The sequence below is a fragment of the Pseudomonas sp. HMSC066A08 genome (genome assembly GCF_001813025.1).
Taxonomy (GTDB): Bacteria; Pseudomonadota; Gammaproteobacteria; order Pseudomonadales; family Pseudomonadaceae; genus Pseudomonas; species Pseudomonas aeruginosa.
This window is the reverse complement of sequence record NZ_KV811290.1, coordinates 339,112-354,332: the sequence shown is the minus strand read 5'-3', so window position 1 is coordinate 354,332 and position 15,221 is coordinate 339,112. Positions and strand designations below refer to the sequence as shown.

The 15,221-nt window shown below is 67.6% G+C and carries 13 protein-coding genes; 2 read left to right on the top strand and 11 right to left on the bottom strand.

Annotation, left to right across the window (positions count from 1 at the left end; genetic code table 11):
• The 10 genes from acs to HMPREF2886_RS10830 all read right to left on the bottom strand — a co-directional run.
• Positions 1-1,527, bottom strand: a 1,527-nt coding sequence (acs, locus tag HMPREF2886_RS10875; RefSeq protein WP_070747345.1) for an acetate--CoA ligase, incomplete at its 3' end; no start/stop codon positions are given.
• 182 nt (positions 1,528-1,709) lie between these two features.
• The gene (dctM, locus tag HMPREF2886_RS10870) at positions 1,710-2,993 is read right to left on the bottom strand and encodes a C4-dicarboxylate TRAP transporter large permease protein DctM (protein ID WP_033971210.1); all 1,284 of its coding nucleotides are present in this window, start codon (positions 2,991-2,993) and stop codon (positions 1,710-1,712) included.
• Positions 2,990-3,628, bottom strand: a complete 639-nt coding sequence (locus tag HMPREF2886_RS10865) for a TRAP transporter small permease (protein WP_003134273.1) — start codon at positions 3,626-3,628, stop codon at positions 2,990-2,992. Before HMPREF2886_RS10865 ends, dctM begins: the two co-directional genes overlap by 4 nt.
• 48 nt (positions 3,629-3,676) lie before the next feature.
• Positions 3,677-4,672, bottom strand: coding sequence for a TRAP transporter substrate-binding protein (locus tag HMPREF2886_RS10860; RefSeq protein WP_070747342.1), 996 nt, complete (start codon positions 4,670-4,672; stop codon positions 3,677-3,679).
• Between the two features lie 113 nt (positions 4,673-4,785).
• Positions 4,786-5,613 (bottom strand): HpcH/HpaI aldolase/citrate lyase family protein, encoded by an 828-nt coding sequence (locus HMPREF2886_RS10855; RefSeq protein ID WP_003123245.1) that lies wholly within the window; start codon positions 5,611-5,613, stop codon positions 4,786-4,788.
• A 10-nt stretch (positions 5,614-5,623) separates the two neighbouring features.
• Positions 5,624-6,826, bottom strand: coding sequence for a CaiB/BaiF CoA transferase family protein (locus HMPREF2886_RS10850; RefSeq protein ID WP_003123246.1), 1,203 nt, complete (start codon positions 6,824-6,826; stop codon positions 5,624-5,626).
• A gap of 55 nt (positions 6,827-6,881) precedes the next feature.
• Positions 6,882-8,234 (bottom strand): MmgE/PrpD family protein, encoded by a 1,353-nt coding sequence (locus tag HMPREF2886_RS10845; protein ID WP_070747340.1) that lies wholly within the window; start codon positions 8,232-8,234, stop codon positions 6,882-6,884.
• Positions 8,235-8,272: 38 nt separating this feature from the next.
• Positions 8,273-8,653 (bottom strand): VOC family protein, encoded by a 381-nt coding sequence (locus HMPREF2886_RS10840; protein WP_033971221.1) that lies wholly within the window; start codon positions 8,651-8,653, stop codon positions 8,273-8,275.
• A 13-nt stretch (positions 8,654-8,666) separates the two neighbouring features.
• A complete protein-coding gene (locus HMPREF2886_RS10835) occupies positions 8,667-9,827 on the bottom strand; it encodes an acyl-CoA dehydrogenase family protein (protein WP_033962094.1) in 1,161 nt (386 codons plus the stop codon).
• Between the two features lie 45 nt (positions 9,828-9,872).
• The gene (locus HMPREF2886_RS10830; protein ID WP_033971222.1) at positions 9,873-10,700 is read right to left on the bottom strand and encodes an HTD2 family dehydratase; all 828 of its coding nucleotides are present in this window, start codon (positions 10,698-10,700) and stop codon (positions 9,873-9,875) included.
• Between the two features lie 115 nt (positions 10,701-10,815).
• Here HMPREF2886_RS10830 and HMPREF2886_RS10825 point away from each other — a divergent pair, with 115 nt between their 5' ends.
• Positions 10,816-11,712 (top strand): LysR family transcriptional regulator, encoded by an 897-nt coding sequence (locus tag HMPREF2886_RS10825; RefSeq protein WP_033971223.1) that lies wholly within the window; start codon positions 10,816-10,818, stop codon positions 11,710-11,712.
• Between the two features lie 103 nt (positions 11,713-11,815).
• On the opposite strand, the gene HMPREF2886_RS10820 is transcribed toward HMPREF2886_RS10825, so the two are convergent.
• A complete protein-coding gene (locus HMPREF2886_RS10820) occupies positions 11,816-12,760 on the bottom strand; it encodes a LysR family transcriptional regulator (protein ID WP_070747338.1) in 945 nt (314 codons plus the stop codon).
• 219 nt (positions 12,761-12,979) lie between these two features.
• On the opposite strand from HMPREF2886_RS10820, the gene HMPREF2886_RS10815 reads away from it, so the two are divergent.
• On the top strand, positions 12,980-15,175 hold the full coding sequence (locus tag HMPREF2886_RS10815) for an FUSC family protein (protein WP_073648845.1): 2,196 nt from the start codon (positions 12,980-12,982) through the stop codon (positions 15,173-15,175).
• Positions 15,176-15,221 lie beyond the last annotated feature (46 nt).

Here is a 15,221-nt window from a genome sequence, read left to right as displayed (position 1 = left end):
GTAGCCGTCCTCGTCGCGGCGCGCGCCGTCGCCGGTGAAGTACATGCCCTTGAAGGTCTTGAAATAGGTGTCGACGAAGCGGTCGTGGTCGCCGAACAGGGTCCGCGCCTGGCCCGGCCAGGAGTCGAGGATCACCAGGTTGCCCTCGGCGGCGCCTTCGATCAGGTTGCCGAGGTTGTCCACCAGCGCCGGTACCACGCCGAAGAACGGCTTGGCCGCGGAGCCCGGCTTCATCGCGTGGGCGCCCGGCAGCGGGGTCATCAGGCAGGCGCCGGTCTCGGTCTGCCACCAGGTGTCGACGATCGGGCAACGCGACTGGCCGACGGTCTCGTAGTACCACTGCCAGGCTTCCGGGTTGATCGGCTCGCCCACCGAACCGAGCAGACGCAGGCTGGAACCGTCGGCACCGGCCACCGCCGCCTTGCCTTCGGCCATCATCGCGCGGATGGCGGTCGGCGCGGTGTAGAGGATGTTGACCTTGTGCTTGTCGATGATCTTCGCCACGCGGGTCACGTCGGGGTAGTTCGGCACGCCCTCGAACAGAATGGTGGTGGCGCCGTTGGCCAGCGGGCCATAGACGATGTAGGTGTGGCCGGTGACCCAGCCGATGTCGGCGGTGCACCAGTAGACTTCGCCCGGACGGTAGTCGAAGACCCGCTCGTGGGTCAGCGAGGCGTACACCAGGTAGCCGCCGGTGGTATGCAGCACGCCCTTCGGCTTGCCGGTAGAGCCGGAGGTGTAGAGGATGAACAGCGGGTCCTCGGCGCCCATTTCCTTCGGTGCGCAAGTGCTGCCGGCGACCTTCATCAGGTCGTCGTACCAGACGTCGCGGTGCTGGTTCCACTTGATCTCGGCGCCGGTACGCTTGCAGACGATGATCTTCTGCACGCTGGAGGTTTCCGGGTTGGTCAGGGCATCGTCGACGTTGGCCTTCAGCGGAGTACGCTTGCCGCCGCGCACGCCTTCGTCGGCGGTGATCACCACCTTCGACTTGCAATCGATGATGCGCCCGGCCAGGGCTTCAGGGGAGAAACCGCCGAAGACCACCGAGTGGATCGCGCCGATGCGGGTGCAGGCGAGCATGGCGACCACGGCCTCGGGGATCATCGGCATGTAGATGGTCACTACGTCGCCGCGGTGCACGTCCTGTCCGCGCAGGGCGTTGGCGAACTTGCAGACCTGCTCGTGGAGCTGGCGGTAGGTGATTTCCTGGTGGTCGGCGGGATCGTCGCCTTCCCAGATGATCGCCACCTGGTCGCCGCGTTCGGCGAGGTGACGGTCGAGGCAGTTGTACGACACGTTGAGGGTGCCGTCGGCGAACCACTTGATGTCCACGTGATGGTCGTCGAAGGAGGTCTGCTTGACCTTCTCGAACGGCTTGATCCAGTCGATCCGCTGGGCCTGCTCGCGCCAGAAGCCGTCGGGGTTGACGACGGACTGCTGGTACATCGTCTTGTAGGTGGCTTCGTCGGTGAAGGTCCGTGCCACCGCTTCCGGGTGCACGGGGTACAGGGATGCCGCAGACATGGCTTTAACCTCGGTACGTGAGTGTTGTTTTTGTTGTGCCCAGTTGTAGCGAGCGCACACCCCACGAACCATACGACCATGGTCTTACCACTGCGCGACAGCGCCGATCGTAGCTATAAGCCGCGCCGATCGTAGCCTTGCGTCGGACGGCGGAGCGCGTCCCGCGCCCCGCCGCCGCGACCTCAGCTCATACCCAGCAGGCCCGGCAGCCACAGCGAGATCAACGGCACGTAGGTCACCAGGATCAGGAACAGCAGCAGGATCATCAGCCACGGCAGCGCCGCGCGGATAGTGGCCCCCAGCGGCATGCCGGTGACCGCCGAGGTGACGAACAGATTGAGGCCCACCGGCGGGTGCACCAGGCCGATCTCCATGTTCACCACCATGACGATGCCCAGGTGGATCGGGTCGATGCCCAGCTTCATGGCGATGGGGAAGAAGATCGGCGCCAGGATCAGCACGATCGCCGAGGGCTCCATGAAGCTGCCGGCGACCAGCAGCACCACGTTGACCATCAGCAGGAAGCCGATCGGGGTCAGGCCTTCCTGCACCACCCATTCGGTGATCTGCTGGGGGATCTGCTCGGTGGTCAACACGTGGGCGAAGAGCATGGCGTTGGCGATGATGAACATCAGCATGATGCTCAGCCGCCCCGACTCCAGCAGCACCTTGGGACAGTCGCGCAGGCGCATGTCCTTGTACACGAACAGCGCGACGAAGGCCGAGTACACCGCCGCCACCGCCGCCGCCTCGGTGGGGGTGAACAGCCCGGAATAGATGCCGCCGAGAATGATCACCAGCAGCAACAGACCCCAGCCTGCACGGCGTGCGGCGGCCAGCCACTGGCGGAAGCTGGCGCGTGGCTGCGCCGGCAGCTTCTTGACCCGGGCGACGATGTAGATCACCACCATCAGGATCACCCCGAGCAGCAGCCCCGGAACCACCCCGGCGACGAACAGCTTGCCCACCGAGGTCTCGGTGGCGGCGGCGTAGACCACCATCACGATCGATGGCGGGATGAGGATGCCCAGGGTCCCGGCGTTGCAGATGATCCCCGCGCCAAAGGCACGCGGATAGCCGGAGCGGACCATGCCGGCCACGGCGATCGAGCCGACCGCCGCCACCGTCGCCGGCGACGAACCGGACAGCGCGGCGAACAGCATGCAGGCGAGCACCGCAGCGATCGCCAGGCCGCCGCGGATATGCCCGACGCAGGCATTGGCGAAGTCGATCAGGCGCCGCGCCACGCCACCGGTGGTCATGAACGCGCCGGAGAGCAGGAAGAACGGGATCGCCAGCAGGGTGTAGGCCTCGGAGGTCTCGAACAGCTTGATCGCCAGCGAGCGCACCGAATCAGGGCTGAACAGCAGGATCGTCAGGGCGCCGGACAACCCCAGGGAGATGGCGATCGGCACGCCGATGAACATGAACAGGAACAGCAGCAGGAACAGGATCAGCACGGTCATGGGCGGTTCTCCCCGGCCTCTTCGCCGGCCAGTTTGGAGGCCTCGGCGGCCTCGTCGGCGAGGCCCAGCCCGAGCTGGCGACCGCGCAACAGGTTGACCAGGATTTCCAGGTAGCGCAGCAGCACCAGGCCGAAGCCGACCGGCACCACCACCGCGATGTAGGCCTGGAGGATGCCGAAGTGGTCGAGGTCCTCGGCGCCGATGCCGGCGACCAACAGGGTCTTCACCCAGTCGTAGCTGGCGACCATGAACAGCCCGGCGTAGCCCAGGCAGCAGAGGCAGGCGAGTATCCCGATCAGGCGCTGCAAGGGACGCGGCGCCAGGCGCACCAGGGCATCCACCCCGAGGTGGCCGGCGGTGCGCACGCCGTAGGCGATGCCGAGGAAGATCAGCCAGCCGAACAGCGCCTTGGTCAGCGCGTTGCTCCAGGACATGTCCTGGGCTACCCCGAGGATCGCGTCGCCCACCGAGTACAGCGGAGCCCGCAGTGTCGGCAGGCGGTCGCCGAGGTCGTAGAACAGGGTGAAGACGTTGGTCATCACCACATAGAGGAAGGTCACCAGCGTCATCGCCGCCAGCAGGAAGGCGATAGCGCCCTCCTCGAAGCGGTTCCAGACGCGCACGAGTCGATTCATCGCAGCGTTCTCCACAATGCCCCGCCCGGCCGGGCGGGGCCGGACGGGTCAATCGGGACGGTTGGAGGCTTCGGCGGCCCGGAGCAGGTCAGCGCCGACATTGCCGCGGAATTTCTGCCATACCGGCTGCATCGCCTGGCGCCAGTCGGCGCGCTGCTGCGGGCTCAGGGTATGGATCTCGCTGGCGCCACTGGCGAGGATGCGCTGGCGAGCGTCGCGGTTGAGGCGCTCGGCCTCGAGGTTCACCTGCACGGTGACCTCGTCCATGATCCGCTGCAGCTCTTCGCGGATGTCCGCCGGGAGGCCGTTCCAGAACTTCGCGTTGGTGATCACCATGTAGTCCACCAGGCCGTGGTTGGACTCGGTGAAATACTTCTGTACCTCGTTGACCTTCTGGCTCTCGTAGTTCGACCAGGTGTTCTCGGTGCCATTCACCACGCCGGTCTGCAAGCCCTGGTAGACCTCGGCGAAGGACATCTTCCGGGAGATCGCGCGGAGCTGGCGGAACTGCTCGTTGAGCACGTCGGACGCCTGCACGCGGAATTTCAGCCCGCGCGCGTCTTCCGGCTCCAGCAACGGGCGATTGGCGGAGAGCTGCTTCATCCCGTTGTGCCAGTAGGCCAGGCCGAGGATGCCCTTGCCCTGCATGCTGGTCAGCAGGGCGCGCCCCTGCGGGCTGCGCTGGAAGCGGTCGACCGCCTGGATGTCGTCGAAGAGGAACGGCAGGTCGAAGATCTGCACCTTGCGCGTGTACTGCTCGAACTTGGCCAGGGACGGCGCCAGCATCTGCACGTCGCCCAGCAGCAGCGCCTCCATTTCCTTGCCGTCGCCGAACAGCGACGAGTTGGGATAGACGTCCACCTCGACCCGGCCGCCCAGGCGCTGTTCGACGAGTTTCTTGAACAGCAGCGCGCCCTGGCCCTTGGGCGTGTTTTCCGCGACCACGTGGGAGAACTTGATGACGATCGGCTGCGCGGCATTCGCCAGGCAGGAGCCACCGATCGCCAGGGCGCACAACAGCGCCCGTACCATCGTCTTGAACATTTCGTGACCTCAGATTGTTGTTGTGCTTTCGAGGTATCGACGAGCCTGACGCAGCCGGCGCGTTCGGAGAATTCGCCATTGCTCAAGCCCGCGTTCGCGTCTGTCGAACGCGTTCAGCCACCCTCCCCGGCCCGCTCCAGCAGGCGTCGAGCGCGTCCCAGCACTGGCGCGTCGACCATCTCGCCGTCGACCACGAAGACGCCGGCACCGGAGGCGCCGGCCTCTGCCACCCGACGCGCCCACTCCAGTTCCGCGGGACTCGGCATCAATGTCTGGTGGATCGGCTCGACCTGGCTCGGATGGATGCACAGCAACCCGCCGAAGCCCATGTCGCGAGCGAAGCGCACTGCCTCGACCAGTCCGGCACGGTTCTGGATCGCCGGATAGACGCCGTCCAGAGGCGGCGCCAGTCCTGCCAGGCGCGATTGCAGGAGCAGCGCGTAACGGGCGTGACCGAGAATCTGTTCGGCGGCGTTGCTGCCGCTGTTGAGATCCAGGTCCAGGGCCAGATCGAGGCTGCCGAAGGACAGCCGCTCGACCCCTGCGGCGGCGGCGATCTCGCCCAGCGCGGCAAGGCCGCGGGCACTCTCGACGATGGGCCAGACCGGCTTGCCGCTGGCCACGGCGGCGTGGCGCACCTGGGCGGCGCTTTCCACTTTCGGCAGGAGCAGGCCGATCACTCCGGCGTGGTCGCGGCACAGCGCCAGGTCGTCGGCATGCCCGGGATGCTCCGCCGCGTTGATCCGCACCAGCACCCGGGCTTCCGGCGTATCGACGAGGAAACGCCGTAGATTGGCCCGCGCCTCGACCTTCAGTCCCTCCTCCACCGCATCCTCGAGGTCGACGATGACCCGGTCGGCGCCGCTGGCAAGGGCCTTGGGGATCCGCTCCGGGCGGGTCGCCGGGACGAACAGCGCGCTGCGCACGATCTGTCGGTTCATGTCCGCCTCCTCATACCGTTCCGGTCGCGCGCAGGCGCTGGATATCGGCGGCGGTACAGCCCAGTTCGGCAAGCAGCGCGTCGCTGTCGCCGCCCAGCGCCGGCACCGCATCCATGCGCGGAACGAAGGCGCTGCTGCTGGCCGGCGGCAACAACGCCGGCAGGCGCCCGGCCGGGCTGTCGATGGAGGTCCAGCGTTGCCGCGCCTGCAACTGCGGGTGCGCCCAGACCCCGGCCATGTCGTTGACGTGGGCGTTGGCGATCTGCGCCTGTTCCAGGCGCGCCACCACCTCGGCGGCCGGCAAGGCGGCGAAGGCTTCGACGATCAGCGCACGCAGCTCCTCGCGGTTGGCCGAGCGCTTGAAGTTCGCCGAGAAGCGTTCGTCATCGGCCAGTTCCGGGCGGCGCAGGACCTTGTCGCAGAAGGCCCGCCACTCGCGCTCGTTCTGCAGGCCGAGCATCACCGTGCCGCCGTCGCCGGCGGGGAATGGCCCATAGGGGTAGATGGTCGAGTGCGAAGCGCCGGCGCGCGGCGGCGGCGGTGCGTCCTGGTAGGCGTAGTACATCGGGTAGCCCATCCACTCCACCAGGCTCTCCAGCATCGACACGTCGATGCGGCTGCCCTCGCCGGTGCGCTCGCGCAGCAGCAGGGCCGAGAGGATGCTGCTGTAGGCATACATGCCGGCGGCGATATCGGCGATCGAACAGCCGGCCTTGGCCATCTCGTTCGGCCCGGCGCCGCCGGTCACCGAAAGGAAGCCACCCTCGCTCTGGATCAGTAGGTCGTAGGCCTTCTTCTTCTCGTAGGGACCGCCTTCGCCGTAGCCGGAGATATCGCAGACGATCAGGCGCGGGAAGCGCTCGCGCAATGCCTCGTAGGACAGGCCCAGGCGCGCGGCGGCGCCCGGCGCGAGGTTCTGCACCAGCACGTCGGCGCCGGCCAGCAACTTCTCCAGCAACGGCAGCGCCTCGGCCTGCTTGAGGTCGAGGCTGAGGCTCTGCTTGGAACGATTGGTCCAGACGAAGTGAGACGACAGGCCGTTGACCCGCTCGTCGTAACCGCGGGCGAAATCGCCGACGCCGGGGCGCTCGATCTTGATCACCCGCGCGCCGAGATCGGCCAGTTGGCGGGTGCAGAACGGCGCGGCGATGGCGTGTTCCAGGCTGACCACGGTGATGCCGTCGAGCGGGCGCGGTCGATGGGATTGCGTCATGGGTCGGACTCCCTGCCCTCGTCCGTCGAAGACGAGGTGCGGCTGGTTCGGTTGATCAGATCAGGGGCGTTACGGAAGGCGCCTGGCGCAGGCCCCAGGCCCGCTGGATGAGGATTTCCGCCTCGGCGCCGGTGGCCGCGCCGGAGAACGCCAGCAGGCGGCGGAACTTGTCGGCCAGCTCGTCGCGGCTGAGGGTATTGCCGGGATCACCCTTGGGTTCGTCGATGGCGGCGGTATGGCGACGCCCTTCGCGATCCAGTACTTCGACCCGCCCGAGCCAGCGCTGCGGATAGGCGGCATCGACCTCCGGGTCCAGGCGCATCTCGACCCGTTCGCGGAACGCGGCGACCCGCGGGTCGCTCAGCGCATGCCGATGGAACTCGCCGAGGCCGGCCTTGCCGTACACCGCGATCAGGCCCAGCACGGTGCCCATGGAGAACTTCGCCTGGTGCACGGTCTGCGGCTCGACCACCCGGCCGAGCACGTCGATGGCGCCCTGGTGGACCCGCGCGGTGACCGCGGCAACCTGCGAGTGATCGAGCCCTTCGCGCTGCATCAACGCCAGCAGCGCATCGGCCGCGGGGTGGGTATGGCGGCACGAGGCGTGGAACTTGAACGAGGTTTCCAGCAGCGCCCAGCGGCTGCCTAGGCGTTCCACCAGGCGCTCGGGGTCGGCGTCGCTGGACATCCCGGCGGCCATCCCCTGCTCGCCTTCGAGGATGTGCCGCGCGCCGCTCAGGCCGTCGGCGGTGAGATAGGCGGCGAGCAGCCCGTCGGCGGCGGCCTTGGCGGTATGCAACTGCTTGGAATCGGCGGCGTCGCGGAGGAACTCCCAGAGCCCGGCGGCCTGGGTTCCGGCACTGCCGAGCAGGTCGACGAAGCGCTCGCGGTCGAAGTCCATCAGCTTGCCCACCGCCACTGCCGCGGCGAGGGTGCCGACCGTGGCAGTGGTATGGAACACCCGGTAGTGGGAACGACCGAGGAATTCGCCGATGCGGATGCCGGCCTCGTAGCCGGCCACCGCCGCGAGGATCAGCTCGGCGCCGCTGCGGCCGAGGTCCTGGGCCGCGGCCAGGGCGGCAGGGAACACCACCGCCGCGGGGTGCAGCACCGAGCTGTTGTGCAGGTCGTCCTGCTCCACCACGTGGGAAGCCGCGCCATTCACCAGGGCGGCGAAATACGGCGAACTGCGTCGCCGGCTGGGCAGGATCTGCGCGCTACCGTCGGCCGGGCCCATGCGTTCGGCGTAGCGCTCGAACAATGGGATCGGATGCTGGCCCTTGCCGGCCAGTGCCGAGCCGAGCCAGTCGAGGAACAATTCTTCCATCCGCGCCAGCACCGCCGGCGGCAGGTCCTGGTAGCGCAGGCCGGCGAGAAAGCCGGCGAGTTGCTGGGTGTAGTCGGTCATGACCAACGCTCTCTTGTAGTTGTCCCGAGGCACGCGGCCTACAGCGGGTTGCTCAGTTCGATCAGGTTCAGGTCGGGGTCGCGCAGGTACAGCGAGAGGATCGGCCCGCAGGCGCCGGTGCGCTGCACCGGGCCCTCGAGGATTTCCACGGCCCGCTGGCGCAGTTGCTCGGCCACCGCTGCGAGTGGCGTTGCGACGATGAAACAGAGGTCGGCGGACCCTGGCGTAGGTCGCTCGGCCTTGGGTTCGAATTCGCCTCCGGCCTGGTGCAGGTTGATCTTCTGCGCACCGAAGGCGAGGGCCTTGCGACCCGCGCCGAAGGTAACGGCGCGCATACCCAGTACGCGGGTGTAGAAATCGATGCTGGCGTCGATGTCGCGGACGGTGAGCACCAGGTGGTCGAGACGGTCGATCTGCATGGGCGGCCCCCTTTCAGAACGAGCGCGGCAGTTCGAGCAGGTGCTCGGCCACGTAGGACAGGATCAGGTTGGTGGAGATCGGCGCCACCTGGTACAGGCGGGTCTCGCGGAACTTGCGCTCGACGTCGTACTCGCAGGCGAAGCCGAAGCCGCCGTGGGTCTGCAGGCAGGCGTTGGCCGCCTCCCAGGACGCTTTCGCCGCCAGGTACTTGGCCATGTTCGCGCTGGCCCCGGCGTTGAGCCCGGCGTCGTACTCCTGGCAGGCGCGCCAGCGCATCAGGTCGGCGGCCTCCACTTCGATGTGCGCCTCGGCGATGGGGAACTGCACGCCCTGGTTCTGCCCGATCGGCCGGCCGAAGACCACACGGTCGCGGGCATAGTGGCGGGCCTTGTCGATGAACCAGCGGCCATCGCCGATGCATTCGGCGGCGATCAACGTGCGCTCGGCATTGAGGCCATCGAGGATGTAGCGAAAGCCCTTGCCTTCCTCGCCGATCAGGCTATCGGCGGGAATCTCCAGGTTGTCGAAGAACAGCTCGTTGGTCTCGTGGTTGACCATGTTGGCGATCGGCTGCACGGTGAGGCCCTTGCCGATGGCCTCGCGCAGGTCGACGAGGAAGATCGACATGCCTTCGGACTTGCGCTTCACCTCGGCCAGCGGCGTGGTGCGCGCCAGCAGGATCATCAGGTCGGAGTGCTGGATCCGCGAGATCCACACCTTCTGCCCGTTGATCACATAGCGGTCGCCCTTGCGCACGGCGGTGGTCTTGATCTTGGTGGTATCGGTGCCGGTGGTCGGCTCGGTCACCCCCATCGACTGCAGGCGCAGCTCGCCGCTGGCCAGCTTCGGCAGGTAGAAGCGCTTCTGCGCCTCGCTGCCGTTACGCAGCAAAGTGAACATGTTGTACATCTGCCCGTGCACGGTGCCGGAGTTGCCGCCGCAGCGGTTGACTTCCTCCAGGATCACCGAGGCCTCGGCCAGGCCCAGGCCGGAACCGCCGTATTCCTCCGGGATCATCGCCGAGAGCCAGCCGGCGTCGGTCAGGGCCTTGACGAAGGCCTCGGGAAAACCGCGCTGCTCATCGATGCGGCGCCAGTAGGCGGCGTCGAATTCGGCGCAGAGGGCACGTACGCCCTCGCGGATCGCGTTCAGCTCTTCGCTGTTCGGATTCATCGGACACTCCTCGATTCTTGTCGTTGGACGGGCGCTGGCGCCCTTTCAGTCGAATTCCACGTCGCCGCGCTGGGCCAGGCCGGCGCCATTGCCGACCCATACCTCGGCCTTGCCGGCAGCGAGCAGGCGGCCGCCAACCTCGAACGGCTCGGGACAGATCAGCGGGCGCAGGCCGCGATAGGCGAAGCGACGCAGGCGCGCCTGCGGATTGGCCCGGCAGAACGCGCGCAGGGCCAGGGTGGCGATCAGCGGACCATGCACCACCAGGCCCGGATAGCCTTCGGCGTCGGTGACATAGGGCCAGTCGTAGTGAATGCGGTGGCCGTTGAAAGTCACCGCCGAGTAGCGGAACAGCAACACCGGATCGGGCTCCAGCGCCTCGCGCCAGTCGCCCTCGGGCAAGGCCTCGGTACCGCCGAGCTTGGGCGGGGTCGGTTCGCGGTAGACGATGTCATGCTCTTCGCTCAGCGCCAGTTGGCCGTCCTGGCGGTAGTCGTGGCGCAGGGTGACGAACAGCAGCGCGCCGCTGCGACCGTGCTTCTCCTCGACCCGGAGGATGGTCGAGGTGCGGCTGGCCTCGCCGCCGACCCGCAGCGGCTGGTGGAACTCCAGGCGCCCGCCGGCCCACATGCGGTTGCGATCGTCCGCCGGCGGCAGGAAACCGCCGCGCGCCGGGTGGCCGTCGGCGCCGAGGCCGGCGGCCTCCACCGGGTCCTGGAAGAACGCCCAGTGCCAGAGCGGCGGCAGCGCTTCGCCGTGGGCGGGGGTCGGCTCGCCGAAGGTGGCGGCGATGCGCTTGACCAGGTTGCGGCTCAATTGATCGTGGGTTTCTTCCTGGCGACCGATCCAGGGGGCGAAAGCGGACTCACTCATGCGTGGCTTCCCATGACCTAGGGGTGATGGGAGGAGAATGATAGGATGCTAGCGTTTTGAGAATTTGCAATTACGCAATGGCGCGTTCGGATTTGCCGAACGCCATGGAGTACCCATGCATTTCGATCTCGCCGACCTGCGCCTGTTCATCCATATCGCCGAGTCGCCCAGCCTGACCCAGGGCGCGCGCCGCGCCTTCCTTTCCCCGGCCGCCGCCAGTGCGCGGGTCAAGGCGCTCGAAGGCCAGCTCGGCAGCCGCCTGCTGTACCGCGACAGCCGCGGCGTCGAACTGACCCCGGCGGGCCAGCGCCTGCTGCAGCACGCGCGCCTGATCATGCGCCAGGTGGACTACCTGAAGAGCGAGTTCGCCGAGTACGGCAGCGACGCCGCCGGGCATATCCGCATCTTCGCCAATACCACCGCGGTCACCGAATTCCTCCCGGAAATCCTCGCCGGCTTCCTCGCCGCTCGTCCCGGGGTCACCGTCGACCTGCAGGAACGCCTCAGCCGCGACATCGTCCGCGGCGTGCTGGACGGCTCCACCGACCTCGGCATCATCGCCGGGCCGGTGGCGGCCAGTGGCCTGCAGGTCCTGCATTTCAGCACCGACCGCCTGGTGATGGCGGTGCCCCAGGGCCATCCGCTGGCCGGACAGGCAAAGGTACGCCTGCGCGATACCCTGCAGTTCCAGCATATCGGCCTGCCCGAGGGCACCACCCTGCACGCCTTCCTGTACGAACGGGTGGAGCAGATGGGCGAGCAGCTATCGCTGCGCATCCAGGTCTCCAGCTTCGAGGCGATCTGCCGGATGATCGAGGGCGGCGTCGGCATCGGCGTAATCCCGCAGTCCGCCGCGCGTCGCCACAGCCGGACGATGAAGCTGGCGACCATCGAACTCGACGAGCCCTGGGCGATCCGCGAGCGCAGCCTGTTGGTACGCGACCTGGAGGCACTGCCGAGTTGCCTGCGGGCGTTGGTCGAGGAGTTGCAGAGGGTGGGAGACAGCCTGTAGGGCTCCGGAGAATCGGCGGATAACCTCCTGGCGGTTATCCGCCCTACGACTCCCGACAAGCCGGGGTGCGATCGTCGCGAAGAACGCCGCCCACCACTCCCGCTCAGTTCGCCAACCCACCGCTCTCCGCCAGGCTGCGCTCGTCCGCGGCGAGCATCGCCGGCATGTGCTCGCGGAGGAACTCGACCCAGGTGCGGATCTTCGCATCCAGGTACTGCCGCGAGGGGTAGAGGGCGTAGACGTTGAGATGGAACAGGCTATAGCGCGGCAACACCCGCACCAGGCTGCCGTCCTTCAGGCCGTTGACCGCCGCGTACACCGGCAGCGCGCCGATACCCATGCCGGAGACCACCGCCTCGGTCATGGCGTCGGCGGTGTTGACCTGGAAATGCGTCTGGTTGATGCAGGCCAGTTCCTGGCCGTCGGGACCGTCGAACAGCCAGCGGTCCAGCGACATCACCGAGTTCACCAGGCGCAGGCAACGGTGCGCGGACAGCTCCGCCGGCAGCGTGGGGAAGCCATGCGCGGCAATGTAGCCCGGCGAGGCGCAGAGGATGCTGTAGGTCTGGCCGATGCACTTGGAGACGAAACCGGAGTCCGGCAGCTCGGGGGCGATCACCACGGAAATGTCGTAGCCCTCGTCGAGAATGTCGGTGATCCGGTTGGCCAGGGTCAGGTCGAAGCCAACCTCCGGGTAGGTCTCGCAATATTGCGAGATGGCCTTGATCAGGTAGTGCTGGCCGATGCCGGTCATCGCGTGGACCTTCAGCGTGCCCGACGGCCGCGCATGGGCGTCGCCCGCCTCGGCCTCGGCCTCCTCGATGTAGGCGAGTATCTGCTGGGCGCGCATCAGGTAGCGCTGCCCGGCTTCGGTCAGCGCGATGCGCCGGGTGGTGCGATGCAGCAGGCGGGTCTGCAGGTGGGCCTCCAGCTTGGCCACCGCACGGGAGACATAGGCGGTCGTCAGGTCCAGGCGCTGGGCGGCGGCAGTGAAACTGCCGGTCTCCGCGACGCTGACGAACGCGCGCATATTGAACAGGATATCCATCACGGCCCTCTAGGCTCTGACGCTTATGGCGCGTCTCTTTTCCACGCAACCCGGAGGACACCCCAAGGCGGCGCAGATTCTGTCACGAGTCAACCCACCTATTATTGCCTTTTGTGACAAAAATTTTTCACCTATCCGAGCTCTTATCCGCAAGCGCGGGCGCTCCTAGAATTCCCAGCCGTTTCGGCCTCCCCTCGCCGTCGTTCAGGATTCGCAGCAGTGCCCCGCGCCACCCGGAAAGGTCTCCCCCTGGTTCCACCGGCTTCCCTCGCGTTCTTTCCCAGCCCCGACGAATTGCGCCGCGCCCTGCTCGAATGGGCGCGTAGCGACGGCGTCGCCTGGGTCTTCGTGTTCAAGGCCCTGCTCACCGCCAGCCTCGCCCTGTGGCTGGCCTATCGCCTGGAACTGCCGCAGCCGAGCACGGTGCTGGTGACGGTCTTCATCGTCATGCAGACGCAGAGCGGGCAGGTCCTGGCCAAGAGCTTCTACCGCATCGTCGGAACCCTGATCGGCCTCAGCGTGATGGTCACTCTGATCGCCCTGTTCGCCCAGGAGCGCGTGCTGTTCCTCGCCTGCCTGGCGCTCTGGGTCGGCCTGTGCACCGCCGGCGCCGCGCGCTACCGCGATTTCCGCGGCTACGCCTGCGTACTCGCCGGCTACACCGCGACCATGATCGGGATTCCAGCCACCGCGCACCCGGAAGGCGCCTTCATGGCGGCGCTGTGGAGGGTCCTGGAAATATCCCTGGGCATCCTCTGCACCGGTACCGTCAGCGCCATCTTCCTGCCCCAGACCAGCGGCGCCGCCCTGCGCAACACACTCTACGGGCGCTTCCGCGACTTCGCCGGATTCGCCGCCGAAGGCCTGCAGGGCAGCCTCGACGGCGAGCGCTTCGGCGAGCTCAGCGCGCGCTTCGTCGCCCAGTCCGTGGGCCTGGAAAACCTGCGCAGCGCCACTACTTTCGAAGATCCGCACATGCGCCTGCGCAGCGGCCGGCTGATTCGCCTGAACAACGAATTCATGGTCATGACCAGTCGCTTCCACGGCCTCCACCGTCTGCTCGAGCGCCTGCGCGGGCGCGGTGCGCAGAATGTCCTGGAGGTCCTGGCGCCCTGCCTGGCGGAGCTTGCCGGGCTGCTCGCGCCGATTCGCGAACGGACGCCCACCGACGCCGACGCCGCGCGCCTGGCCGAACGCATCGAGGCCTACAAGCCGGAACTGATGCAGAATATCCGCCAGGCCCGCCAGCGCCTGGTGGAGCAGCGGCCCGGCGAGAACGACCTGCTGGATTTCAACACCGCTGCCGAACTGGCCTTCCGTTTCACCGACGACCTGCACAACTACGCCCTGACCCACGCCTCCCTGGCCGAGCACCACCATGCCCGCGAGCAATGGAAGGAAAGCTTCGTCGCCCGCGCCAACCCGGTCGCCGCGCTGGTCGCCGGAGCGCGCAGCGCGCTGATGATCGGCCTGCTCGGCACTTTCTGGATCCAGACCTCCTGGCCCCACGGCGGCACCTTCGCCCTCACCGCGGTGCTGATCTCGGCGCTCTCCTCGACCTCGCCGAATCCCGGCCGGTTGTCGCTGCAACTCACCCTCGGGACCCTCGCCGGGGCCTGCACCGGGCTGTTCGTGCTGCTCTACCTGCTACCCCACGTGGACGGTTTCCCGATGCTGCTCTGCTGCCTGCTGCCGGTCTTCGCGGTCGGCGCCCTGCTGCTCTGGCGGCCGCAGTGGAACGGCTACGGCGTCGGCCTGCTGGTGTGGTTCTGCTTCGCCTCGCTGCCGGCCAACATGGCGCGCTACGACGCCCTGGCCTTCTTCAACGAATACCTGGCGCTACTCTTGTCGATGGTCCTCGCCACGGTCGCCGCCATGGTGATCCTGCCGCCAAACCGGCCGTGGATGTGGAAGCGCCTGGAGCACGACCTGCGCGAGCGGGTGGTGTTCGCCATCAGCGGCAAGAGCAAGGGCCTGGTCTCCGGTTTCGAAAGCGGCACCCGCGACCTGCTGAACCAGGCCTACACCTTCTCCGCCGGGCGCCCGGACGTGCAGCGCCGGTTGCTGGGCTGGATGTTCCTGGTGCTGGAGGTCGGCCAGGCGATCATCGAGCTGCGCCTCGAACAGCAACGCCTGCCCCAGGAGCCCTGCTACGCCGAACGCACCGCCTGGCGCCGGGCGATCCGCCTGATGGGCCGGGCGCTGATCCGGCTGTTCCTGCAACCCGGGCCGAGCAACCGTCAGCGCGCCCTGCACGCGGTGAACCAGGCGATCATGGCGGTACGCGCGGCGCCGGAGCCGCGCGCACCGCAGTTCGATACCTCGCCGCTGCGACGGGTGCTCAGCTACCTGCACTTCATTCGCAGCGCCCTGCTCGACCCGCAATCGCCGCTGGGCCAGGAAAGAAACCCGTGAGCCGGTCGAAAAGCCGCGGCGCAGAGGGCCGCAGGGGTATTGTTAC